This window comes from Halomonas sp. KG2 (genome assembly GCA_030440445.1).
Classification (GTDB): domain Bacteria; phylum Pseudomonadota; class Gammaproteobacteria; order Pseudomonadales; family Halomonadaceae; genus Vreelandella.
The window spans coordinates 1,676,096-1,701,671 of the sequence record CP098528.1 but is presented as its reverse complement, the minus strand read 5'-3'; the positions used below and the strand labels follow the sequence as shown (position 1 = coordinate 1,701,671).

Here is a 25,576-nt window from a genome sequence, read left to right as displayed (position 1 = left end):
TTATCGGGTACGTAGGTGGCGCGCCACGACCTGCTGCCCACACTGATAGTCGCCGTTCATGGCATTCAGGGCGCAGCGCAGGGTGAGTTCAGCAATGCGATCATAATCTTGCAACGCTGAATTCACCGCTTGCGGCAGAAAATCCAGCAAACGGTGGTCGCCAAAGGTGGCCAACCGCATATTCTCTGGTAACCCGCCGCGCTCCAGAAACACGTCAAATACCCCTTCCATCAGCACATAAGACGCGGTGATCAACGCATCAGCGCCGCCCTTCTCATCCAGCAGTTGAGCGGCAAGACGGGCACCTTCGCTACGCTCGTAGTGCGTACCGCTAAGTAAAACCGGCTCGATAGAGCTATCTTGTAGCGCTGACTGAAACCCCACTCTCCGCTCGCGACTGATCGACAAGCTTGGCATCGCTTCTAACCACGCCACCCGCCGCGTGCCACCCGTAATGACCGAGCGGGTTAGCGCATATGCCGCGTCTTGATCGTTGCTAACGACACTGGCAAAACGCGTCGGCGCAAGCCCACGGTCCATGCCCACAACGCACCAACCTTCATCCACCAACTCAGCATAGAAGGTGTCATCCTCGGCCAGGCAGCTGGCGGTAATAAGCACCTCACAGCGCTGCGCGCGAAGCGCTAGCGCTAAGGCACGCTCGCTATCGGCACAGTCATCTGAGCTAGCCACCAACAGCTGATAGCCCTGCTCTCTCGCGCCACGCTCTAAGCGTTTCGCCAACCGCGCATAGCTGATATTTTCAAGGTCAGGCACGATCAAACCAATCAGCCGACTTGCCCCACGACGCAGCGCCGCTGCCTGCGGGTCAATGTGATAGCGATGCTGCCTGACTACCGCCATTACTTTCTCAATGGTGGCATTACTAATACGCCGTTGCTCGGCCTGGCCATTAATTACATAGCTCGCCGTGGTGCGCGATACGCCCGCAAGCCGGGCAATGTCGGCAAGTGTCATGCAATTCTCCCTCTGGTTGCCGATGTAGTTTATCAGCCGTTTCTCCCCACCCAGACTAAAGTCTAGAAAGACAACCCTTGTGTCTTTAAGTGAATCGATTCAGCATAGCCAACTAACCACAGATGACACGATTCATCCAGCGAAGCTCAACGCGCTACGACCAACGTTTAAGCATGATCACGCTGCAGACATTACCCCAGGCTGACAGCGTTTACAGGAGAACCCTATGTTAACTCTCGGCCCAGATGACATCTTGCTCGACCGCCATGCGGACGACTGGCAAGCTGCACTCGACATCGCCGCCAAGGCGCTAACGGATGCGGGTTTAGTTGAGGCCGAGTACCGTGATGGCCTCCATGCCCGTGAAGCGCAGTCGTCAACCTATCTTGGTAACGCGATTGCCATTCCACACGGCACGCCGGAAAGTCGCCAGCACGTAAAATATACCGGCGTGAGAGTACTGCAGTTCCCCAAAGGCATTCAGTGGCACGACGGCCAGACAGTCTATGTTTTGGTGACGATAGCCGCGCAAAATGATGAGCACCTGGATATTCTGCGCCAGCTGACCCACGTCTTAGACCGCGAAGGCGTCGCCAATCAGCTCGCCAGCGCCAGCTCGGCTGTCGAGGTAGCGCGTTTACTTTCCAAGCCGGCGCTTGAGCCGCGCCTGGATGCCGATACGCTGTGCATTAACTTCCCCGCTCGCGACCCTCAAGAACTCGCCCTGGCCGCTGCCGCTCGGCTGCGCCAAAGTGGCTGCGTTGATAACGCTTTTATTAGCGCCATCGCCAGTGCTTCCCCCCAATGGCTGGGCAAAGGATTTTGGTTGGCAAGCCACACCCAAGGGGTGACACAACCCGCACTAGGCGTTGCCACGCCAGCCGATCCTAAACTTGAGCATAGCGGCCACCCTGTCCACGCACTGTTCTGTTTAGCGGCCAGTGGCGATGCCCACCGCCCACTGCTGGAACAGCTACTAGCCATGTTGGAGAACGGCGAAAGTGACAGTTTGGTGGGCAAAAGCAGCGCACAGCTGCTGGCCACGCTGGCGGGTGAAACCGCCAACACTCAGACTCGCCGCGTGCGCGTCTTGAACCCCCATGGCCTGCACGCCCGCCCGGCAAAACAGCTGGTACAGATCGCCCGCGCACAATCAATATCGATTAACGTACGCCTTGAAGAAGGCAGTGCCTCCACGGTTTCTGCCGCCAGCCTGACCAAAGTGATTGGCTTGGGAGCACGGCGTGGTCAGTGGCTGATCCTTTCTGCCGAAGGCGACCAGGCAAGTGCCGCGCTAAGCACAGTGGCCGCCGCCGTTGAAGACGGTCTAGGTGAGAAAGTAACGCCGTTCGACGGCGGTTTTGATACCAAGTCGGTGACTAACACGAGCAAGCCAGTTGATCCGTTAGTCGTTGATGCGCCCCACGCAGGCGTCGCCGCTTCGCCGGGCTTAGCCATTGCGCCGGTGTTTGTGATTCGCCCGATGCAGTTCGACTATGCTGAACACGCCAGCGACCCCGAACATGAAATTAGTCGCCTGAAAGCGGCACTCAAAGAAGGCGCCGCTCAACTTCAAGCACTGGTGCATAACGCCCCTGGCGGCGAAGTGGCCGACATTCTCTCGATGCACGAAGAGATGCTCGACGACCCCGAGCTGCATCACGCTGCGATTGATGCGATTCGTGAAGGTCGTTCAGCGGAAGCCGGTTGGTGGAATGCTATTGAAACCGCCGCCCACGCCCAGGAAATGCTTGCCGATCGCCTATTGGCCGAGCGCGCCGCTGACCTGCGCGACGTAGGCCGCCGCGTACTAGGGGTATTGTGCGATGTCCAACTGCCAGAGCCGCCTGACCATCCGTATATTCTGGTCATGGATGACATCGGCCCTTCCGACGTTGCCCGCCTGGATACCTCACGGGTACGCGGACTGCTTACCGTGCGCGGCGGCGCCACCGCACACAGTGCTATTCTGGCTCGTGCACTGGGCATTCCCGCAGTTGTCGGTGCTGGTGAAGCCGTGATGGTACTGCATAACGGCAGCATGATGATTCTGGACGGTGAACGAGGGCGGGTTACCTCACAGCCTTCCGAAGAGCGCCTGCAGCGCGCGGAACAACAGCTTCTCGACCAGCAACAGCGCGAAGCCGATGCCTGGAAGCTACGCTTTGAGCAAGCCCAAACCCGCGATGGGCATCGAGTAGAAGTGGCAGCCAATCTTGGTAACACCGCCCACGCCGCCGATGCGGTTGAACGCGGTGCCGAAGGCGTTGGCCTGCTGCGCACCGAGTTCCTGTTTATGGCCTACTCCAGCGCACCGGACCTAGCCACCCAAATTGCCGAGTACCGTGAAGCCACCGATGCCTTGGATGGCCGTCCGCTAGTCGCGCGTACTCTGGATGTGGGTGGCGACAAGCCGCTGCCCTACTGGCCGGTTCCCCAGGAAGACAATCCTTTCCTTGGCCTACGCGGCATTCGCTTAGCGCTGACCGAGCCGGAAGTGTTGGAAACACAAATCCGCGCGCTGCTGATGGCAGCTGTCGGCCGTCCGCTACGCATCATGCTGCCGATGGTTAAGGATGTCGCTGAATTCCGCGCCGCCAACGTCATCTATGACCGCCTACTTAGCGAAATCCCACCACAGCAGCGCGCCACTGATGTGCAACTGGGCGTGATGATCGAAGTACCCTCCAGCGCACTGCTAGCACCTACGCTGGCGGCCGAGGTGGACTTCTTCTCCGTCGGCACGAACGATTTAACTCAGTACACCCTGGCCATCGACCGCGGCCATCCAGAGCTTTCTGCCCAGGCCGATGGCTTGCACCCCGCCGTGCTGCGTTTGATTCAAATGACCGTCGATGCCGCCCATGCCCACGGCAAATGGGTCGGCGTATGCGGCGAGCTTGCCTCGGACGCCATGGCCGTGCCAGTCCTGGTAGGGTTAGGCGTTGATGAGCTTTCCGTCAGTGCGCGACAAATTCCGCTAGTCAAAGCTCGCCTGCGTGAATTTGATCTTGCCGATGCAAAAGCCACTGCCCAGCTAGCGCTAAGCAAAGCCACCAGCGATGAGGTGCGTGACGCCCTGGAGGCCCGCTAATGGCCCAGGTAGTGTGCATTACACTCAACCCCGCGCTGGATTTAGCGTTCAACCTTGAAACGCTGACACTTGGCCATGTGAACCGCCCCCACAGCGCCCAGTTAGAAGCTGCGGGCAAAGGCGTTAACGTAGCACGCGTGCTGGCCAGCTTAGGCCATCAAGTAATTGTTAGCGGCTTTCTCGGCCAGGATAACGACGCACCGTTCAGCTTGGCATTCCCCCACTACGGCGTGGAAGATGCCTTTGTACGCGTACCCGGCAGTACGCGCATTAACGCCAAGCTGGCGGAACAGAGTGGCCGCGTCACTGATATTAACGGCCCCGGCATGCCGATTGAGGCTGCCCATTTAAATGCCTTACGAACGACCCTGGACGATTTGTTTCAGCGCCTCGCTCCGCCCCAAGCGGTCGTCGTTGCCGGTAGCCTTCCACCGGGTATTGATCAGCCGCTGTTTGCTGAACTACTAACCACCCTAAAAAGCTACGGCGTACCACTTTGGATAGACACCAGCGGCCCAGCACTGCTGACCGCCATTGCTGCTCAGCCTGCGGCTGTAAAACCTAACGAAACGGAACTCGCTGACTGGGCTGGCAGCGCGCTAGATTCAAATCAACAGCGCCAGATCGCCGCCGAGCGACTGCACGCCAGCGGCATCGAGCACGCCCTGATTTCCGCAGGCTCAGAGGGCGTTTTATGGGCTAGTTCACAGGGCACTTGGCAATCCACCCCACCTAGCGTAAACGCCACCAATACCGTTTGTGCGGGCGATACCTTTGTGGCTGGCATGCTCCATGGGCTGCTCAGCAACTTCGCTCCACAAGACACCCTTCGCTTCGCAACGGCACTCTCTGCCGAAGCGGTTCGCCACGTCGGCGTGGGCACCCCACACGCCGACGATTTTGACTTACTCCAACAACAGACTTTGGTACGGCGTCTTGACGACACCATCACCGAGGGAGCCACGCGATGAACCTGATTCTAATTACCGCCTGCCCCAGCGGCATGGCGACCACCTTTCTGGCCGCCAAGCGCCTTGAGCAAGCGGCCACGCGGATGGGCTGGAGCGCCCATGTGGAAATGCACGGCGAGATTGCGCCGCTGCAGGCTGCCACCGCCGAGCAAATTGCTAATGCCGATTTAATTGTAGTGGCCGCCGATCATGTTCCTGCCCCAGAACGTTTTGAAGGCAAACGACTTTTCCAGGCGCCGATTGCCAGCGCCCTACCCGACCCCAGCGCCTTTTTAACTCAAGCTAAACGTGAAGCACCGATTTACACTGCCCCTGCAACCCCTACAGCCGCCGCGGCTCCGGCGAGCAACACAGGTGGCAAGAAAATTGTCGCTGTTACCGCTTGCCCCACTGGTGTTGCCCATACCTTTATGGCCGCTGAAGCGCTAGCCGAAGCAGGCAAAGCCATGGGGCATGCCATTCGCGTGGAAACTCAAGGCTCAGTAGGCGCTCAAGATCATTTAACCGAACAAGAGATCGCCGACGCCGACGTGGTCGTACTGGCCTGCGATATCGACGTTGACCCAGCGCGGTTTGCAGGCAAGCGCATCTACCGCACCTCAACCGGCAACGCACTAAAAAAGCCACGTCCCACGCTGGAAGCCGCCCTTGTTGATGCTAGCGTAGAAAACGCTAGCAGCAGTTCGGGCAACGCCAATAAGAGTGTTAAAGAGAAAGGCGTTTATAAGCACCTACTCACCGGCGTGTCGTTCATGCTGCCTATGGTGGTAGCAGGCGGTTTGCTGATTGCGCTGTCGTTTGTCTTCGGCATTGAAGCCTTTGAGCAGGAAGGCACGCTGGCCGCTGCGCTTATGCAAATTGGCGGTGGTACCGCCTTCGCGCTAATGATTCCGGTACTGGCAGGTTACATTGCCTACTCCATCGCCGACCGCCCCGGTATTGCTCCAGGTATGATTGGCGGTATGTTGGCGGCTGACATTGGTTCCGGATTTATCGGCGGCATTTTGGCAGGCTTCCTGGCAGGCTACGTGGCCCTAGCGGTGACCCGCTACGTTAAGCTGCCCTCCAGCGTTGAATCGCTCAAGCCTATTCTGATCATCCCACTAGTGGCCAGTCTGGTCACCGGCCTAACGATGATCTATGTGATTGGCGAGCCTGTCGCTGCATTGCTGAATGCGCTGACCAGCTTCCTGGCCTCGATGGGCTCTACTAACGCAGTGCTGCTGGGCATTCTATTGGGCGCCATGATGTGCTTCGATTTGGGCGGCCCCGTCAATAAAGCAGCCTATACCTTCGGCGTGGGCTTGCTGGCTTCAGAAACCTACGGCCCAATGGCAGCCATTATGGCGGCAGGCATGGTGCCAGCGATTGGCATGGGCATTGCCAGTTTCGTAGCGCGCAATAAATTTTCTGAACCAGAACGGGAAGCAGGCAAAGCTTCATTTGTACTCGGCTTTTGCTTTATTAGCGAAGGCGCCATTCCCTTCGCGGCGAAAGACCCGTTGCGGGTTATCCCCGCGTGCATGGTGGGCGGTGCGATCACCGGTGCGCTTTCCATGCTGGTAGGCGCGAAACTAATGGCACCTCACGGGGGTATCTTTGTTCTGCTGATTCCCAACGCCATCACTCCTGCACTACTCTACCTTGGCGCGATTATCATCGGCTCGCTGGTAACCGGTTTAGGCTATGCCTTTATCAAACGCGGCGCCGCTCACGTCGCCGTTACCAGCTAAACGCTTGAACCTTAGTGCTGGGCAGGCTGCCGCCTGTCCAGCGCCTCTTTGGCGATGCACCTCCCTCCTCAACCCCACGCCATCAACGGTTTATTACTAATTTTTTAACCATAAATCGCTTAACAGTTGCTTAAATCGGGGTTTTATGTAGTATTTTTACCTAAATAGAACCATAAATAGTACAAAGCACGAGCCAGCAATATAGCGCTCGTCACTTAATAATGATCTAAAACAACAGGACCGCCTTCTATGTTTCAACTCACCCGCAGCGTTACTTGGCAGGCACTTGAACGCCTGCGCGACAAAACCGCCAACGACCGCATTCGTGATTACTTCACCAATGACCCGCAGCGCTTTGAAAAAATGAGCCTACGGGTGGGCGGCCTGTTTCTGGATTACTCCAAACATCACGTTTCTGATGAGGTACTCGCCAAACTGCTTGAGTTGGCCGACCACTCTGCCCTGGTGCAACGTCGAGCACAGATGTTCTCTGGCGATATTATCAATGTCACCGAAAATCGCCCGGTACTCCACACCGCACTGCGCAATTTAAGCGATGAACCGGTTCATGTAGACGGCAACGACGTGATGCCGGAAATCAATCGCACCCGGGAACAAATCAAGCAGTTCTCAGAAGCGGTGAGAAACGGTGAGTGGAAAGGCTATAACGGCCAGCGCATCAAAGACGTGGTCAATATTGGCATTGGCGGCTCAGACCTCGGCCCTAATATGGCCGTACGCGCGCTACTCAAATACCGCCATCCAGAGCTGCACTTCCACTTCGTTTCCAACGTCGATGGCACCCATATTCAAAAGGTGCTTTCACGGCTAGACCCGGCGACCACGCTATTTATCGTTTCCACCAAAACCTTCTCTACCCAGGAAACCCTGCTTAACGCCAAAACCGCACGGCGCTGGTTCGTGGAAAATGCCGGTGAAGATGCCGACGTAGGCGCCCACTTTATTGCCGCTTCCACTAACCGCAAAGCGGCGATGGAGTTCGGCATTCGTGAAGAGAACGTGTTCGAGTTTTGGGCCTGGGTGGGCGGTCGCTACTCCATGTGGTCATCTATCGGCCTGCCGATTGCGCTGTCGGTTGGTTTTGAAGGCTTTATCGAGCTGCTGGAAGGCGCTCATGAGATGGACCGCCACTTTATAGAAGCGCCCTTCGCGCAGAATATGCCCGTTCTGATGGCGCTGATTGGTATCTGGTACATCAATTTTATTGGCGCCGAAACCCAGGCCATCGTGCCCTATGACCAAGCCTTGAACCAACTGCCTTCTTTCCTGCAGCAGTTGGATATGGAGTCGAACGGCAAGTCAGTCGATATTTTCGGCCATCCGGTTAACTACAAAACCGGCCCGATTGTCTGGGGGCAAACCGGCTCCAACGGTCAGCACGCTTTCTTCCAGCTACTGCACCAGGGCACCCGCTACGTGCCGATTGATTTTATTGCCTCGCTGAAACCCGAGCCCGGCGTGGAAGACCACCACTTCGCCTTGCTGACCAATATGCTCGCCCAGGCCAACGCCTTTATGGAAGGCAGCCAAGGGGACAGCAAAGAGCTTAGCCAGCACGACCCCTACAGCTGCCCCGGCAACCGCCCTTCCAGCACGCTACTACTGGACGAGCTAACGCCAAAAAATCTGGGCGCGCTGATTGCCCTCTACGAGCACAAGGTGTTTGTGCAAGGCGTTATCTGGAACATCAACTCGTTTGATCAGTGGGGCGTGCAGCTTGGCAAACGCATTGCCGGTGAAATCAGCGAGCGCATCGACACCAACGCCGCCGACTTCGATACCTCAACACAAGGTCTGCTGGAGCTGGTACGCGCTCATTTTCCTGGCGACAGCAGCGCAAAGCAAAGCGCGCCAGCCAGTGCTGATAAGAAACAGGCAAGGAAGAAGCGTTAAGCGGAGAGTTGGGTAAACGTTAGAAAAATAAACGCCTTGGCTGAAAAGCCAAGGCGTTTTTGGTTTGATCTTTGATGCCAGTATCGACACTGGTTGAAGGCAATCAGAAGCCCCGAGCCGCCTAAATTAATCCGGCGCAAATTGCTCGAAGACCTGCTGTCCGGTCATTTTCTCTGTTTGGTTGCTAAACGCGTAATAGTCAGGCTTCTCATCAATGAATATTTCACTGGCGAGTTGGAACGCCTGATCCTGGAACAGGCCTGCTGGGAGAATATACTCATCGCTGGGTAGCAGGTGATAGAACAGATGCGTCCCGCAGGTTGCACAGAAGCCCCGCTCTGCCCAATCAGACGAGCGGTAAGCGGCAGGCTCAGCACCAGAGAACTCTACCGGACCACCGCAATGCACGGCGAACATCGGCCCACCCGACCAACGCCGACATAGTGAGCAATGACAAACACTGACCTGCTCGTGGTTAGGTGCAGTCACTTCGATGGAACCGCAAAGACATGTGCCCTTCATCGCAAACTCCTTTACCGTTAGCCCCCATGGCAGCCGCTATCGTGATGCCAACTAATGCTAGGCTGCTGTAGGCTCATTGAACAATATTCTGTTGGAAAACGGATCTACCACTTCAAACACTCTATCGCCCCACGGAGCTGTGGTTATTTCCGGGCGACTAAACTTGTAACCACGGGATAGGATCTCGCGGTATAAGCCTTCAAGATCATCGGTATTCACAAACGTTTTAGCGCCGGGGGAGCAATCCCCAGAGTGTTCGCTGAGGTGAAAAATCAAATCACCTCGGGATACCTGCATATAGACAGGAAAGTCTGCTTCGAAGCGATGTTCCCAATCAAGCGACATCCCCAAAAACTCAAGATAGAACGCCTTGGCTTTAGATTCATCAAAAATTCGTATAATCGGAATGGCTTGAAAATGCACTTATGCTCTCCTGACAAACAGCGCTTTACCTAACCTTAAGTGTTCGATTTAAACAGGCGCAGAGCTGCTCTCTATGCCATAGGCTTGGCGTATATACTCAACGGCTTCAGCCATGCCACTAAGCACCGCTGTCGCTGAATGAAAGTTTTGCTGTTGAGACATTTCCGTGGGTAGTGCCAAGCAGCTAATGCCAGCTCGAAAGGCGGCTTCAAGACCATGTTGTGTATCTTCAATGGCGAGACATTCATCCGCAGCAACGCCAAGCCGTTGAAGAGCCAGAAGATAGCATTCAGGTGCGGGCTTGCTGTTTCGGACATCATCGTTAGAAACAACCGTCAAGAACTTATCTTCAAACTCATTGGCTTGCAGCGTTTTTTGAACACCATTTGCACTAGCGCCTGTCACCACTGCCAGCTTCAAACCTGCACTGTGGAAGTAAGCAATCGCCTCTCGTACGCCAGGCATTAACGGGAATGCCTGGCTAGCAAGGTAGTCCTGCGTCGCGGCGTTCTTCGCTTCTATAAGTTGATCAGGGGACGCATCAATCCCAAACCTCTGCACCAAATCCACGGCATTGGCACGCGTTGGTAAGCCTGCATAGTGGGTTCTGTACTGCTGCTCGGACAATTCAACGCCATATTGGCTCAGAATAGGTACCCACATTTGAAAATGGATGTGTTCAGAACTGACGATAGTCCCATCGTGATCTAGCAAAATTGCGCGAAGTGCCACAAGACCTCCTAGAAATAGAGCGTTTAAAACCCAAGGCAAAGCTACTATCGCATGAGCTGCAAGATTGAAAATATGAAAAGCTAATTATTTTTACTTCGAGTCGGAAACTACAAGGGTGTTTACGAGTAAGCTATTCACTCACTGCCCTGAAAAAAACGAAATCACTAAGACTCCAATCTTGTTCTCAGCAACTCCTTAGCGATTGCTTTGGCTTTTACGGCAGCTTTTAAATCCCCCATCACGTGGGCCTGAACAGTCGCCCCTTCTTTTAAAGTAGCTACCGCTTCCGACAACGTAGTCACCGTCTTTTCATCAACGAATATTTGTGAAATATACCCGCTTATCAAGCCAAGCATGGCTCTTTTATGGCTAGCGCACTGTTGATGCACGGGATGATTTAAGTCACTGAATTCAGCACTGACATTGATGAAATAACAGCCATGGAAAGGATAAATTAGCGTTTCTCTCTCATTAAACCAATCATCCAACGCATCGAACAAAGCAAAAATTGCGCTTTGTCCATCAGGTGCGCCCTGGGTGCGTCCTTCAATCCAGGAAAAAAATTGCCGGTCACGATAGTCAACCGTTGCAGCGATCAGGGCTTCTTTGCTGGAAAAATGATGGTACAGCGTTTTTTTTGCCACGCCTGATTCAGCAATGATCCGGTTAATACCAATGGCATGCACCCCGTGGCGGTAAAACAGCCCAAAGGCGACCGAAACTAACCGCTCTCTTCTGTCCACAGCACAACCTCACCTTCATTTTACGAGCAGCATAATATTGACGCACAGAGACCGATCTGTCTACCATAGTCAAAAAGGGAGACAGATCGGTCTCCCCTACCTCACTTTCGCCCAAGGATGCATTTATGAGAATTTCCCTGTGTTTACCTGCTCAACAGAAAGCAGCCCTGCTCGCTGGCATTGGAGCGACTGGATGCATCACAGCACTCAGCTTTCTAAGTTCACACAGTGACGCGTTATGGCTAATGGCCCCCTTTGGCGCCACCATGGTGATACTGTTTGGATTACCCGCTAGCCCATTAGCCCAACCACGCAACGTGATTGCGGGTCACTTAATAACGGCGGCGTTAGGACTAATGGTGGCTCATTTTTTTGGCGTTCATGAATGGACGCTGGGCTTGGCAGTCGGTTTATCGATAGTCGCTATGATGCTTACCCACACCATCCACCCACCTGCAGGTGCTAATCCCCTACTGATTATGCTAGCGGGAGAACACTGGCATTTTTTGATCACTCCCGTGGCGTCTGGAGCCCTTCTAATTGTGGGATTCGGATACGTCTATCACCGGCTTATTTCAGGGCAACCGTACCCCAAACAATGGTTTTAGTAGAGAAGATGTTAACAGCACAAAACCGATGTACAGGCCATGCAAGATCGGATGCGAAATAACAGCATCTGAAACATAAAAGCACCTAGACATAAAAGAACCTAGACATAAAAGAACCTAGACATAAAAGAACCTAGACATAAAAAATACCCCTTGGCACTTTCGAGCCAAGGGGTATCGGTTACGTCAGCAGCGATGGCGGGCTTTAGAAGTGCCACTCCAAATTTAAGGTCATGGCATCGGTATCGACACCCGGTTGGCTGTGGTTTCCGAATTTGTTGCGCCAATACTCATAACCGACGCCCATCCATAAGGAGTTTTCCGCGCCCCATGCAACCTGCCCGACGTCTAGCATCAGCGAGGTGCGCATTAACTGCTCAGGCTCGGTCGCTTCCCCAAAGTAGTCGTCTCCTTTTTCGCTGTTGTAGTTATAAAACCCTTGGAATTTTAGCGGTAACGTCGCCGCTTCAAACGGCAGCCCCCAGGCCAAGTTAATTTGGTAATAGGGATCAAACGAAATGCTGTTCCGATTTCCTGGCAGCCCACAAGGTGGCAAGCCGCAGTGGTTCCACTCACGGCTATAGAACAGGCTTAGATCCACAAAGCCTCTCGGCACATCAAATTTAAATGTTGGCCCCACCACTAATTGGCGTTTACGTGGTGCAAAGCCAGTATTTTTGGTGTTTAGGTCAAACCCAAACGTCAGCGCCATGTCTTTGACGGGCCCGAAAGCGATGGGCTCATTGAACACGCCGCCTCCATGGAGTTGATGACGGTATGTCAGATAGGCTTCCGTCGCCCCTGAGTCACTGTTATTGACGGGGTCTTGGCTGCTGGATTGAAGCACGTCCAGATTTAAAAAGTTTTGGCCCAGTGAGTAACCACTAACATGGGTGAACTGGAGAATATGCTTCTCTATGTTCTCTGGGTTATTCGGCTCAGTAAACTGCGTTCCATAGCGATAACCCACAAACGTATCGCTCCATGTCGCTGCCTGGGCACCTGCCGAGATAGTGCCAAGAGAAGCGCCTATCGCCAGATACGTTGCCACTGCTCGATTGCTCTTCAACATGCAAAACCCTTTGTTGTTTGATTTTGTTTTTAGACATCTTTCTAAGCGCCCTTCTATAAGGACCTTTCTAACGCCGTTATGCCCGCTTTTCGCGGGTGCGATAGCGATTTTTTTGCGGAAACGGCACTTCTTAGAGTACATTTAGCGATATTTATTGTATACAATAAAACAGATAAACAAATACAAATGGAGAATACAATGTCGCGTATTTTAGAAGCAGCTCGCCCCAGCCGCCTTGGCTTAGACGCCTTTCTTGAGCATTACGGGGACGTTTTTGAACATTCACCCTGGGTCGCCGAAAACGCCTGGAAACAGGGGTTTACCGACCAACACGATGACCCAGATGTGCTAGCTGACTGCATGGGCAATGTGCTTAAGGGTGCTGATATTGATCAGCAAATTGCGGTCATCCGCGCTCACCCAGACCTTGCCGGGAAAGCAGCTCTCGCGGGCGAGCTAACCCAGGATTCCACTCGCGAACAGGCTGGTGCGGGGCTAGATCAGTGCTCAACCGAAGAGTTTGAACGCTTTCAACGCCTCAATCAGGCCTATCAAGATAAGTTCGGCTTCCCCTTTGTGACCTGAATTCAAGCAATAAGTGCAGCACCTGCTGTGTCCAGGGCTCCTGAGTACTCCCCCAGAAACACCTGTGCCGGTGTCCGGTAACCGAGTCGCTTTCGAGGGCGGTCGTTTAGTTTCTCGACCACCTTGCGCAGCTCGGCATCGGTGACCTGGCGGAAGTCTGTTCCCTTGGGGAAGTACTGCCGTATCAAGCCATTGGTATTCTCGTTGCTCCCACGCTGGCCAGAGCAGTAGGGATCGCAAAAGTAGGTCTTTGCGGTCACCGCCTTGCCTACGGCTATGTGGCCGGCGAACTCCGAGCCGTTGTCTAGGGTGATGGTCTTCACAGCACCCCGGCGAGGCTTCAACAGCCGGATCATGGCCGCTTGCGTCAGCTCCGCTGAGACCCTGGGCAACCTCGCCGCCAGCAGATAGCCGCTACGGCGCTCTACCAGCGTCACCAGCCCCGATTGCTTATGCCCCTGAATGACGGTGTCGCCTTCCCAGTGCCCGATGACGAGCCTGGCATCGACCTCTGCCGGGCGATGCTCAATGCCCACGCGGCTGGGGATCTTGCCAAGCCCAGCGCTCTTGGCCTGAGCCCGATGCTTGCTGCGACGCTTCGGTTGGCGGAGGTGCCGCCATAGATCGCCACCTTGCGCTCTGTCATCCCAGATCAAGGAGTAGATCCACTGGTGACTGACGCCTATGCCGGCCAACGGTGCCATGAAGCCGCTGATCTGCTCCGGACTCCACTCCTCTCGCAGCCGGTCGGCAACGGCGGTGATCAGGCTGGGCAAGCGCTTCGTCCACTTCCAGGCGGTGCGGCGGCGGTGATCACTGAGGGACTGGGCCTGCTCGGGGTCGTAGCCACCAGAAGTGGCGTTACGACGCAGCTCACGGCTGACCGTGCTGCTGTGGATTCCTAGCTCTCTGCCGATTTGACGCTGGCTCACGCCCAAGTCATAGCGGGCGTGGATCTGGTATCGTTGGGTCTGGGTCAGCTGTCGGTATCCCATGCTCTGCTTCACTTTGGTCGGTGAGCCGAGAAGGGTACCGGCGCTGACCCTCCTGCCTCCACCGTGGTGTCCAAAGTGCTGCGGTTATTCTATGAATCCAGGTGATTGCTGTTAAAGGGCTTGATCGACACGCCATCCTTTACGCGTTCGAAAAGCGCCTTGAAAACGACGCCGCTACCGAGCGTCAAACCGCTATTGAGCAAATCATCCAGATAGCGCGCTTTCGCCTGCACATGCGTGCGGCCGAGGCAGCGTAATTCTCACGCGCTTAGCGCTTGTTTTTTCCTTTCAGCCTGAGCTGTGGTGCTCGGCCCTTCAGGCTGTGAGGCTTACCTTTTATCGTCATTCGGAGAGACCTCTATGAGTCTGGAGACAAGAGAAGATCTCGATCCGCTCGAAACCACGGAGTGGCTGGAATCCCTGGAATCAGTACTGGATCGTGAGGGCGAAGATCGTGCCCGCTACCTGATGACCCGCTTGGCGGATCGCCTGCGCCGGGACGGGATGAAGGTACCCTTCTCGGTGACAACCCCGCACCGGAATACGATCCCTGTGCATCGCGAAGCACCGATGCCCGGCGATCTGTTTATGGAGCGCCGCATTCGGTCGTTGATTCGTTACAACGCCATTGCCCAGGTCATCCGTAATAACCGCGCCAACCCCGGGCTGGGCGGCCACATTGCCAGCTTTATGTCGTCGGCCACGCTGTACGATGTCGGCTTTAACCACTTCTTCCGCGCCCCCAAAGGCGACTTTGAAGGCGACCTGATTTACATCCAGGGCCATGTTGCCCCGGGTATTTACGCGCGTTCCTACCTAGAAGGCCGTTTATCAGAAGAGCAGATGGACAAATTCCGTCGCGAAGTCGACGGTGATGGCCTCTCTTCCTACCCCCACCCGTGGCTGATGCCGGACTACTGGCAGTTCCCTACGGTGTCCATGGGCCTTGGCCCGATTCAGGCCATCTATCAAGCCCACGTGATGAAGTACCTGCATCACCGTGAGCTGAAAGACATGTACGACCGTAAGATCTGGTGCTTTATGGGCGACGGCGAGTGTGATGAGCCGGAGTCCCTGGGCGCCATTTCCCTGGCCGGGCGTGAAAACCTCGATAACCTGATCTTCGTTATCAACTGCAACCTCCAGCGCTTAGACGGTCCGGTACGCGGTAACTCCCGCGTCATGGACGAGTTCGAAGGCGTGTTCCGTGGTGCCGGTTGGAACGTCATCAAGGTCGTCTGGGGGCGTCACTGGGATCCGCTGTTCGAGAAGGACAAAAAAGGCATCCTGCAAAAACGCATGGATGAAGCGGTCGACGGTGAGTACCAGAACTACAAGGCCAACGGCGGTTCGTACACCCGTGAGCACTTCTTCGGTAAGTACCCCGAAACCGAAGCGATGGTCAACGACCTGTCTGATGAAGACATCTGGAAGCTCAACCGCGGTGGCCACGACCCGTTCAAGGTCTACGCGGCCTACCACGAAGCGGTCAACCAGACCAACGGTAAGCCCACGGTCATTCTGGCGCACACCGTCAAAGGCTACGGCATGGGCAGCGGCGATGGCGAAGCCGCCAACGAGTCCCACCAGGTCAAGAGCATGGAGTACGAGGCGTTGCGTAAATTCCGCGACCGCTTCGGTATTCCGCTCACCGACGAGCAGCTCAAAGATGTGCCCTATTACAAGCCGGAAGAAGACTCTCCCGAGCTGAAATACATGCACCTGCAGCGGGAACGCTTAAACGGCTACCTGCCGAGCCGCCGCAGTGACTTTGAGGCGCTGGAGATCCCCAGCCTGGAAGACAAAACCTTTGCCTCGCAAATGGTCGGCTCCAAAGGGCGCGAAGTCTCCACCACCATGGCGTTCGTGCGCGTACTGAACGGCCTGGTGAAAGATAAGAAGCTCGGCAAACATGTCGTCCCGATTATTCCTGACGAAGCGCGTACCTTCGGTATGGAAGGCATGTTCCGTCAGCTCGGCATCTACACCTCGGAAGGTCAGAAGTATGAGCCGGTCGATAAAGGCCAGATCATGTTCTACCGCGAGGACCAGAAAGGCCAGATTCTCGAAGAAGGGATTAGTGAAGCCGGTGCCATGTCCGCATGGATTGCCGCCGCGACGTCCTACAGCAACAACAACGTCACCCTGCTGCCGTTCTACGTCTACTATTCGATGTTCGGCTTCCAGCGCATTGGTGACTTGGCCTGGGCGGCCGGTGACCTGCAAGCCCGCGGCTTTATGGTCGGCGGCACCGCCGGGCGTACCACGCTCAACGGTGAAGGCCTGCAGCACCAGGATGGCCACAGCTTGATTCAAGCCTCCACCATCCCCAACTGCCGCAGCTACGACCCGACCTACGCCCACGAAGTGGCGGTCATCCTCCAGGATGGTCTGAAGCGCATGTTCTCCGACAAAGAGAACTGCTTCTACTACCTGACGGTGATGAACGAAAACTACGAGCACCCCGCGCTTGAGAGCGTGCCCACCGACGATATCGTCAAAGGCATGTACCTGCTCAACGAAACGCAGGGCGACAAAGGCCGCGTGCAGCTGATGGGCTCCGGCACCATCCTGCGCGAAGTCGAAGCGGCTGCTGAGCTGTTGGCCAACGACTGGGGCATTGGCGCGGATATCTGGAGTGTGACCAGCTTTAACGAGCTGCGTCGCGAAGCGCTGCTGTTGGAGCGTGAAGGCTTCCTGAACCCGGATGCTGAGGCCAACAAGCCCCACGTGACGAAGTGCCTGGAAGGTCGTGACGGCCCAGTGATTGCCTCCACCGACTACATGAAGCTCTACGCCGACCAGGTGCGTGCCTGGGTACCCAGCGAGTACACCGTGCTGGGCACGGACGGCTTTGGCCGTTCCGACACCCGCGAGAAGCTGCGCTACTTCTTTGAAGTAGACCGCTACTTCGTCACCGTGGCGGCGCTACGTGCGCTGGCAGACCGCGGTGAGCTTGATCGTAAGCACGTCGGCGAGGCGCTGAAGAAATATGGCATTGACGCCAACAAGCCGAACCCGCTGACCAGCTAAACCGCTGCCCGGCGGGCAGAAGCCCGCCGGCTCGATCCGATTTGGAAGGAGCGCGACCTTGAGTAGCGAAATCATCAAAGTTCCCGATATCGGTGGCGATACCGATGTCGAAATCATCGAGATTGCGGTGTCAGAAGGCGACGTCATTGAAGCGGAAGACACCCTAATCACCCTGGAATCCGACAAAGCCAGCATGGACGTCCCGGCCCCGAAAGGCGGCAAGGTGCTCAAAGTGCTGGTCAAAGAAGGCGATAGCGTCTCCGAAGGCGACGACATCGTTGAGCTGGAGGTTGAAGGCGGCACAGACGGTGGCGAAGAGACGTCAGCCCCCGCGTCTGACAGCCAGCCCAACGACGCGCCAGCGAAAGACGCCAAACCGACGCAGGAACAAGTCCCCGCACCGGCAGCGAAAAAAGCCAGCGGCGGCAAGCAGACCGTTGACATCAAGGTGCCTGACCTGGGCGGTTCCGACAGCGTTGAAATCATTGAAGTCGCGGTCAGCGCCGGTGATGAGGTTAACGCCGAAGACACCCTGATCACCCTGGAGTCTGACAAAGCCTCCATGGACGTGCCCAGCCCGCACGGCGGTAAGATCGTTGCGCTCACGGTCAAAGAAGGCGATAGCGTCTCGGAAGGCGACGTGATCGGCCAGATGGAGATCGCTGGCGACGGCGGTGATGCATCGGCTGAAGAAGACGCACCGCAGGCCGCTAGCCAAGCCAGCAACGAGCCGCAAGCCGCTGCTGAAGAGCCGGCCGTTGAAAAACCTGTCGCTGAAGCACCAGCAAAACAAGCGCCTTCCCCTGAAGGCACTCCGAGTCCGGAAGCACAAATCGCTGATTACCAACCGCGGGATAGTAAGCTGGTACACGCAGGTCCAGCAGTACGCATGCTGGCACGTGAGCTCGGCGTAGACCTCGGTCTTGTTAAGCCTAGTGGTCCGAAAGATCGGGTGCTGAAAGAGGATGTGCAGGCTTACGTGAAGCAGGCCATTGCCAACCAGGGTAAAGCACAAACAGCGGCTGCTCCAGCGGCGAGTGGTGGTGCTGGCATTCCCGCGATACCGGAAGTCGACTTCAGTCAGTTTGGCGATGTCGAAGAGAAGCCGATGGGCCGTCTGCTCAAGATGGGCGCGACCAATCTGCACCGCAGCTGGCTCAATGTGCCTCACGTGACGCAGTTTGACGAAGCCGACATTACCGAGCTTGAAAGCTTCCGTAAGGCCATGAAAGCCGAGGCCGAAGCCCAAGGCGCTAAGCTGACACCGTTGCCGTTTATGGTCAAAGCCTGTGCCTTTGCACTGCGTAAATTCCCCCAGTTCAACGTCAGCCTGAAAGGCGACGGCGAAACACTGGTATGGAAAAACTACGTGCATATTGGGATTGCCGTGGATACGCCTGATGGCCTGATGGTGCCGGTAGTGCGCAACGCCGATAAGAAATCCTTGATTGAGATAGCCAAGGAGATGGCGGAGCTAGGCAAGAAAGCGCAAACCAAGAAACTTAAGCGTGATGAGATGACCGGTGGCTGCTTCACCATTTCGAGCCTTGGCTCGATTGGTGGAACCGCGTTCACACCGATCGTTAATGCGCCGGAAGTGGCGATCCTGGGAGTATCGAAAGCGCAGATGAAACCGGTATGGGATGGCAGTGCCTTCCAACCGCGCTTAATGATGCCGCTATCGCTCTCTTATGATCACCGGGCGATTAACGGTGCCGATGCCGCCCGCTTTACGGCCTTCCTGGCCGATGTGCTGACGGATATTCGCCGATTGCTGCTGTAATCGTCTCACAGTAAGCCAAAAGCGGCGCCCAATAGGGCGCCGCTTTTTTGAGACATCAGTTTGAAGCATTGAAATCTATTGTTAGCGAAAACCATGATCAACGAAAACCTAGGGTTAGCAAAAACCCAGGGCTAGCGAATCACGCCCTAACAGATTTACCGCCTAGAATAGTCATCAAGTCGTCGTTTTCCGGCTCTTGAGACGACAGCACCAGCAAAGACTCTAAGCTATTAAGGTGCGTGTATATCGCCTGCTTAGCCGCCTGTGCATCACCACTCGCTAAGTGTGCAAGCAAGTTGGCATGGTCTCCTTCCAAGTAGCAAGAAGACAATCCTGGACGCTTATAGAGAGCGATGACAATTGACGTTCGCAAGACGAGATCGGTCAGCATCGCGCCCAAGATACGATTAGGGGCATGCTGGGCAAGGAGATGATGAATGTTGAGGGAATGCTCAATGCGTGACGGTTCGTCACTGTTTTCAAAAGCCTGCTTTTCAAGGGCGACCTGCTTCTCTAAAGCTTTGTAAGTCGCCACATCCAGCTTACCCGCCAACAGCGAGACAATCTCACCTTCCACTAACCTACGCGCGGAAAACGTCTCTCGCGTTTCGTCAATCGAAGGCGCTCTGACGCGGGCGACCTGGTTCGGCCGTTGGTCGATGACATGTTCAGCATCAAGCCGTGTTAACGCTTTACGCACCACTGAACGGCTGACTCCAAATACATCGCCGATGGTGACTTCGGGCAGTTTTGTATTTGGTGCCAGTCGCTGCATCAGTACCGCAGACCGGATGTGTTCAACAATATCTTGATCGCTAACGCGACCTTCTTTCGTTTTGGTAAAACCTTTCTTGTGCCAGCCGAGGGTCATGGCCTAACTCTCTAATGAACCTCGACGAAACTTATCATGTTTACCCCTCGGACAACCACTCAGAACCACGCAAAACAATGCCTTAACGGGTAATCGGGTCGATATGTGGGCACAACGACAGTCTTACGACGGGTTGGGTAGAATAAGAATCGCTCGGAAATCGTTAACATTGGTTCGGGTTGGCCCCGTAACCACAAGGTCATCTAAAGCGTCAAAGAAACTGTACGCATCATTACGGGCGAGGTAATCCTGCGCAGAAAGCGTTAATGCTTTAGCCCGCTGCCAGCATTCAGGCCCAATTAACGCGCCTGCGTTATCTTCAGAGCCATCAATTCCATCGGTATCAATAGCAATCGCATAAATGCCATCACACCCTTTTAGCGTATCAAAAAGCCCCAGCAGGTACTCAACATTGCGCCCTCCTCGACCATTACCACGCACGGTAACGCTGGTTTCGCCACCTGACAGCACTAGCAGCGGACGAGTAATTTCAGACTGCAACTTGCACGCCATACGCCCTTGGGCAATGCCTAAATCTCTTGCTTCACCCTCAAGATCATCACCTAACACTCTTACCTCTAGGCCACTCTCTTCGGCACTGAGCTGGGCGGCCTTCAGTGCGTCGCGCGCGCGGGCTAGGATAGTCGATTTGTCCCGTGCAAATCCTTGGTTCCAGGTCTGAGGCGCACGATGATCGGCCATTAAATGGCGTTTCACATGCTCAGGCACCTCAATCTCATGGCGGTTTAAAATTGCCAATGCATCTAACGACGTTGTGTTATCCGGCAGCGTCGGGCCTGAGGCAATTAAGGAAGGCACGTCACCAGGAACATCCGAAATAAGTAGCGTCACCACTTGAGCAGGGTGCGCTGCAGTGGCCAACCGCCCGCCTTTAATTGCAGACAAATGGCGTCTTACGGTGTTGATTTCGCGGATCGGTGCACCGCAGCGAAGCAGCGCCTTATTCAGAGCCTGTTTGTCTGCTAACGAAATGCCGTCCGCCGGCAGGGTCATTAACGCGGAGCCGCCGCCGGAGATAAGTGCGATCACTTGATCGTCTTCACCCAGGCCTTTTACTTCATCAAGCATGCGCTTAGCGGCTTGCTCACCCAGCGCATCAGGCATTGGATGAGAGGCTTCCAGTACATCGATATAGCGACAGGCTGCCCCATGCTGATAACGGGTCACTACTACGCCTGTTAAGTCGACCTCTTCGCCTGACTCACGAGCGCGTTTTTCCCACGCCAACTCTAATGCGCGCGCCATGGCGGCGGCGGCCTTACCCGCGCCCACGACGACAGTTCGGCCTGGCGGTTTTTCAGGCAACTGGGCAGTTAATAAGCTATCAGGATGTACCGCAGCAATGGCCGTTTCGGCCAGTTGATTCAGCCACTGGCGGGTCGCCTCTTCACTGGTAAAAGGCGCCAAGCGAACAAGGGAATTCATCAAAAGACTCCTCGGGCAGGGATCAGGAAAAGGGCTCAGAAAGGAGCTTAGAAAAGAACAAAAAAACAGCGCTTGGAAAGCTCAGTAAAAAGAACTTAAGGCTTAGCAAAAAGAGCTTAATGGCAGGCCAACAGACGCTGGCCTGCCTGACAAAGGCGCGTTATTGGCCTACCTCATGGTCTGCTAGCTTCTCTAAAGCGCGCACAATACCTGCGTGATCCCAATCCTGGCCCCCGTTGGCAACACATGCTTGGAACAGCTGCTGTGCATTGGCGGTGCCTGGCAATGACAGATTTAACGTCCTGGCACCCTCTAACGCCAAGTTGAGATCTTTCTGGTGCAGACGAACGCGGAATCCAGGCTCAAAGGTGCGCTTGATCATGCGCTCGCCATGAACATCAAGGATTTTCGATTGAGCTAAACCGCCCATCAGTGATTCACGCACTTTAGCGACATCAGCACCGGCTTTAGAGGCAAATAACAACCCTTCTGCCACCGCTTCAATGGTTAGCGCAACCACAATCTGGTTGGCCACTTTACACGTCTGACCTGCACCATGACCGCCGATGTGGGTAATCGTCTTCCCAACAACGTCCAGATATGGCTTGGCTCGCTCAAACCCTTCCGTTGTTGCGCCCACCATGATGGTAAGCGCAGCGTTAATTGCACCACCTTCACCACCAGAAACCGGCGCATCGACAAACTCTCCGCCCGCATCGGTAATGCGCTTGGCAAATGCCTGAGTCTGCATCGGGGCAATGGAACTCATATCAATCACCAGAGTGCCGGGCTTCAGGCCTTCAATCACGCCTTCCTCACCAAATAACACACTTTCGACATCGGGCGTGTCGGGCACCATGGTGATAATGACGTCAGACGCTTCAGCCACCGCTTTGGGTGAAGCGACTTCACTCATGCCTTTTTCGGCAAGCGCAGCATCCAAAGTGCCGCGTTTAACAGTCACTAACGAGTGACCAGCGTCGAGCAGGTGCCCCGCCATAGGACGACCCATAATGCCTAAGCCAATAAAACCAATCTTACTCATAATTGTTCTCCATTCGCGTCTTTTAGAAACCAACCTATTGTTTCTAAATGATTTATATTTCCTGAGTTAACGACTATCTACTCACCTGCCTGTTTTAAGTCACACAGGGTTAACGCGTTTTGTCTAACCAACCTAAACCTTCTACCGTCGTGGTCTTGGGCTTGTACTCGCAGCCGATCCAGCCGTCATAGCCAAGCTGCTGCAGGTGGCTAAATAAGAAGGGATAATTGATCTCACCCGTTCCTGGCTCATGGCGCCCGGGGTTGTCCGCCAACTGCACGTGAGCGATACGTGCAAAATGCTTTTCAATAGTGGGCGCAAGATCACCCTCCATAATTTGCATGTGGTAGATGTCATACTGCAGCTTTAAGTTATCGCTGCCGACTTCGTCAAAAAGTGCCAACGCCTGCTCGGTGCGATTAAGGAAAAAGCCTGGAATGTCACGGGTATTGATAGGTTCTGCAAGCAGCAAAATGCCGGCTGCTTTGAGTTTTTCGGCCGCGTAGCGAAGGTTTTCGACCAAGGTACGGTGAGCTTCAGCATCACTAACGCCCTCAGGCTGAATACCCGCTAGGCAGTTCACCTGCTTGCACTCAAGCGTAGTGGCATAGTCGATCGCTTTATCCACACCGGCACGAAACTCTTCTACCCGGTCGGGATGACAAGCAATGCCTCGCTCGCCTGCTCCCCAATCTCCCGCAGGTAAGTTGTGCAGCACTTGGGTTAGGCCATTCGCATCCAAGCGCTGCTTGATGTCAGCTGCCGCATAGTCATAGGGAAAAAGGTACTCAACCCCTTTAAAGCCCGCCTTTGCGGCGGCCTCAAAGCGGTCAAGAAAATCGACTTCAGTGAACAGCATACTGAGATTCGCGGCAAACTTAGCCATAGTGTTCTCCTAACGTTTTAGCGTCTTAATAACGACTTCAGCGACTTGCCTGGAAGCACCTCGGTGCATTACGTCAGGCTGGCAATAGAACTCGGTGCATCGGTAAGGTTTTCAGCTAACGCTTCGAACTCATTAACCCCATCAAGGTCAGTGCCCATCGAGATATTGGTAACCCGCTCTAGAATGATTTCCACCACGACCGGCACACGGTATTGGCGCATTAGCTCACGCGCTTTTTCTAACGCAGGTGCAATCTCATCGGGTGTAGTGACACGTAGCGCTTTACAGCCAAGGCCTTCAGCAACCGACACGTGATCTACGCCGTACTCAGCGAGCGCCGCTTCTTCGTCGGTATAGTTGATGTTCTTGAACGACAGCTGGACACAGTAGTCCATGTCGAAGCCACGCTGGGCCTGGCGAATCAAACCGAGATAGGAGTTGTTCACCAGCACGTGGATATACGGCAAGTTAAACTGTGCCCCAACCGCTAGCTCTTCGACCATGAACTGGAAGTCGTAATCGCCTGACAGCGCAACCACTTCGGCATCAGGATCGGCACGGCAAACACCCAGTGCTGCAGGCACTGTCCAGCCTAGTGGCCCAGCTTGACCACAGTTAATCCAGTGACGAGGCTTGTACACATGCAGGAACTGAGCGCCGGCAATCTGCGACAAACCGATGGTGCTGATATAGCGCGCATTTTTGCCAAAAACCTTGTTCATCTCTTCGTAAACACGCTGGGGTTTCACCGGCACATTATCGAAGTGCGTTTTGCGCAGTAGCGTGCGCTTACGCTCCTGACACTCTTCCGCCCAGGCACTACGGTTTTTAAGTTGTCCGTTGGCCTTCATTTCACGCGCGACATCGATAAACAGGTCTAGGGCAAGCTTTGCGTCAGAAACGATGCCGTAGTCAGGTCCAAAAATACGACCTATTTGCGTAGGCTCGATATCAACATGAACAAACTTTCTATCTTTTGTATACGTTTCGACATTGCCGGTGTGTCGGTTAGCCCAACGATTACCAATCCCCATGACAAAGTCAGAGGCCAACATGGTCGCATTGCCGTATCGGTGCGACGTTTGCAGCCCCACCATGCCTGCCATTAACGGGTGGTCATCAGGGATCGTTCCCCACCCCATCAGCGTCGGGATCACCGGTATGCCGGTTAGCTCAGCAAATTCAACTAATTGCTCAGCAGCATCGGCATTGATGATACCGCCACCGGCCACGATCAGCGGCTTATCGGCTTCGTTGAGCAGCGTCAGTGCTTTTTCAATTTGGGCACGGGATGCTGAGGGTTTATAAGCCGGAAGTGATTCGTAGGTGTCTGGATCAAACTCGATTTCGCTCATCTGTACATCGATGGGAAGATCGATCAATACCGGCCCTGGACGGCTAGAACGCATAAGCTGGAAGGCTTTCTGGAACGCGCGCGGTACCTGGGCAGGTTCCATCACCGTGACGGACCACTTGGTCACCGGGCCAGCAATCGCCTGAATATCGACGGCCTGGAAGTCTTCTTTATGCATCTTGGAGCGAGGTGCTTGGCCAGTGATACATAGAATCGGAATTGAATCAGCACTGGCGGAATACAGGCCCGTAATCATATCCGTGCCTGCGGGGCCAGAAGTACCGATACACACACCAATGTTGCCAGCGGTTGTGCGGGTATACCCTTCCGCCATGTGTGAGGCGCCTTCCACGTGGCGTGCTAACACGTGATCTACGCCCCCCACTTTACGCATCGCAGCGTAGAAAGGGTTGATCGCAGCACCTGGCACACCAAAGGCAACATCAACACCTTCTTTTTTCAGGACGTGAATGGCGGCTTCTGCAGCTGTCATTTTAGCCATCACAACTTCTCCTCGAAGAGTGAATACATTTAGTATTCATTTTTGTATTTAATTTTGTATACGAGACAATATTCAAAGTATGCGCCATCCAACGCACTGTCAATATTTAATGGAAAATATTTCCACTAAATTCAACAGTCGCAATAAAAATCATTTAAAATCAAGTTATTAGGATATATTATGCTGAGTATAAACACGTACAAGAGAGCGCAAGTGTTACTAACGAAACGCTCTCGGTATTGGTGAAAACAGGCATGCCAATCGGACCGGTGCTTTTGCATCCAGT

General features: G+C 54.8%; 19 protein-coding genes and 2 pseudogenes. 9 read left to right on the top strand and 12 right to left on the bottom strand.

Going from position 1 to position 25,576, the window contains the following annotated elements:
• A complete protein-coding gene (gene cra, locus NDQ72_07850) occupies positions 1-978 on the bottom strand; it encodes a catabolite repressor/activator (GenBank protein ID WKD29842.1) in 978 nt (325 codons plus the stop codon).
• Positions 979-1,204: 226 nt separating this feature from the next.
• On the opposite strand from cra, the gene ptsP reads away from it, so the two are divergent.
• From ptsP to pgi, 4 genes are all read left to right on the top strand, one after another.
• A complete protein-coding gene (gene ptsP / locus NDQ72_07845) occupies positions 1,205-4,072 on the top strand; it encodes a phosphoenolpyruvate--protein phosphotransferase (GenBank protein WKD29841.1) in 2,868 nt (955 codons plus the stop codon).
• The gene (gene pfkB / locus NDQ72_07840) at positions 4,072-5,043 is read left to right on the top strand and encodes a 1-phosphofructokinase (GenBank protein ID WKD29840.1); all 972 of its coding nucleotides are present in this window, start codon (positions 4,072-4,074) and stop codon (positions 5,041-5,043) included. Before ptsP ends, pfkB begins: the two co-directional genes overlap by 1 nt.
• Complete coding sequence (locus NDQ72_07835) at positions 5,040-6,776, top strand: PTS fructose-like transporter subunit IIB (protein ID WKD29839.1); 1,737 nt, start codon at positions 5,040-5,042, stop codon at positions 6,774-6,776. The genes pfkB and NDQ72_07835 overlap by 4 nt, the downstream gene beginning before the upstream one ends.
• A gap of 249 nt (positions 6,777-7,025) precedes the next feature.
• Positions 7,026-8,690 carry a glucose-6-phosphate isomerase gene (pgi, locus tag NDQ72_07830; GenBank protein ID WKD29838.1) on the top strand — a complete coding sequence of 555 codons (1,665 nt, stop codon included), beginning with the start codon at positions 7,026-7,028 and terminating at the stop codon, positions 8,688-8,690.
• A gap of 126 nt (positions 8,691-8,816) precedes the next feature.
• Here the strand turns inward: pgi and NDQ72_07825 are convergent, their stop codons facing one another.
• From NDQ72_07825 to NDQ72_07810, 4 genes are all read right to left on the bottom strand, one after another.
• Entirely contained in the window at positions 8,817-9,212 is a 396-nt protein-coding gene (locus NDQ72_07825; protein ID WKD29837.1) for a GFA family protein, read from the bottom strand.
• 57 nt (positions 9,213-9,269) lie between these two features.
• Positions 9,270-9,635: a VOC family protein gene (locus NDQ72_07820; protein ID WKD29836.1), complete on the bottom strand. Its 366-nt coding sequence runs from the start codon at positions 9,633-9,635 to the stop codon at positions 9,270-9,272.
• A 48-nt stretch (positions 9,636-9,683) separates the two neighbouring features.
• Positions 9,684-10,367: an HAD family phosphatase gene (locus tag NDQ72_07815; protein ID WKD29835.1), complete on the bottom strand. Its 684-nt coding sequence runs from the start codon at positions 10,365-10,367 to the stop codon at positions 9,684-9,686.
• 164 nt (positions 10,368-10,531) lie between these two features.
• Positions 10,532-11,110, bottom strand: coding sequence for a TetR/AcrR family transcriptional regulator (locus NDQ72_07810; GenBank protein ID WKD29834.1), 579 nt, complete (start codon positions 11,108-11,110; stop codon positions 10,532-10,534).
• A gap of 125 nt (positions 11,111-11,235) precedes the next feature.
• On the opposite strand from NDQ72_07810, the gene NDQ72_07805 reads away from it, so the two are divergent.
• Positions 11,236-11,718 carry an HPP family protein gene (locus tag NDQ72_07805; GenBank protein WKD29833.1) on the top strand — a complete coding sequence of 161 codons (483 nt, stop codon included), beginning with the start codon at positions 11,236-11,238 and terminating at the stop codon, positions 11,716-11,718.
• 205 nt (positions 11,719-11,923) lie between these two features.
• Here the strand turns inward: NDQ72_07805 and NDQ72_07800 are convergent, their stop codons facing one another.
• Positions 11,924-12,790 (bottom strand): hypothetical protein, encoded by an 867-nt coding sequence (locus tag NDQ72_07800; protein ID WKD29832.1) that lies wholly within the window; start codon positions 12,788-12,790, stop codon positions 11,924-11,926.
• 198 nt (positions 12,791-12,988) lie between these two features.
• Between NDQ72_07800 and uraD the strand changes: the two are divergent.
• Positions 12,989-13,369: pseudogene (gene uraD, locus NDQ72_07795) on the top strand (2-oxo-4-hydroxy-4-carboxy-5-ureidoimidazoline decarboxylase).
• 8 nt (positions 13,370-13,377) lie between these two features.
• Here the strand turns inward: uraD and NDQ72_07790 are convergent.
• Positions 13,378-14,370, bottom strand: coding sequence for an IS30 family transposase (locus NDQ72_07790; GenBank protein ID WKD29831.1), 993 nt, complete (start codon positions 14,368-14,370; stop codon positions 13,378-13,380).
• Positions 14,371-14,471: 101 nt separating this feature from the next.
• Between NDQ72_07790 and NDQ72_07785 the strand changes: the two are divergent.
• The 3 genes and pseudogenes from NDQ72_07785 to aceF all read left to right on the top strand — a co-directional run bounded on the left by NDQ72_07785 (position 14,472) and on the right by aceF (position 19,186).
• Positions 14,472-14,627: pseudogene (locus NDQ72_07785) on the top strand (OHCU decarboxylase).
• A gap of 103 nt (positions 14,628-14,730) precedes the next feature.
• On the top strand, positions 14,731-17,403 hold the full coding sequence (aceE, locus tag NDQ72_07780) for a pyruvate dehydrogenase (acetyl-transferring), homodimeric type (protein WKD29830.1): 2,673 nt from the start codon (positions 14,731-14,733) through the stop codon (positions 17,401-17,403).
• A gap of 58 nt (positions 17,404-17,461) precedes the next feature.
• Entirely contained in the window at positions 17,462-19,186 is a 1,725-nt protein-coding gene (gene aceF, locus NDQ72_07775) for a dihydrolipoyllysine-residue acetyltransferase (protein ID WKD29829.1), read from the top strand.
• A gap of 139 nt (positions 19,187-19,325) precedes the next feature.
• Here the strand turns inward: aceF and NDQ72_07770 are convergent, their stop codons facing one another.
• The 5 genes from NDQ72_07770 to gcl form a co-directional block, all read right to left on the bottom strand.
• Entirely contained in the window at positions 19,326-20,057 is a 732-nt protein-coding gene (locus NDQ72_07770; GenBank protein ID WKD29828.1) for a GntR family transcriptional regulator, read from the bottom strand.
• A gap of 123 nt (positions 20,058-20,180) precedes the next feature.
• A complete protein-coding gene (locus tag NDQ72_07765; GenBank protein ID WKD29827.1) occupies positions 20,181-21,503 on the bottom strand; it encodes a glycerate kinase in 1,323 nt (440 codons plus the stop codon).
• Positions 21,504-21,663: 160 nt separating this feature from the next.
• Positions 21,664-22,548 (bottom strand): 2-hydroxy-3-oxopropionate reductase, encoded by an 885-nt coding sequence (locus tag NDQ72_07760; protein ID WKD29826.1) that lies wholly within the window; start codon positions 22,546-22,548, stop codon positions 21,664-21,666.
• Between the two features lie 109 nt (positions 22,549-22,657).
• The gene (gene hyi / locus NDQ72_07755) at positions 22,658-23,434 is read right to left on the bottom strand and encodes a hydroxypyruvate isomerase (GenBank protein ID WKD29825.1); all 777 of its coding nucleotides are present in this window, start codon (positions 23,432-23,434) and stop codon (positions 22,658-22,660) included.
• Between the two features lie 68 nt (positions 23,435-23,502).
• On the bottom strand, positions 23,503-25,290 hold the full coding sequence (gene gcl / locus NDQ72_07750) for a glyoxylate carboligase (protein WKD29824.1): 1,788 nt from the start codon (positions 25,288-25,290) through the stop codon (positions 23,503-23,505).
• Positions 25,291-25,576: the final 286 nt, after the last annotated feature.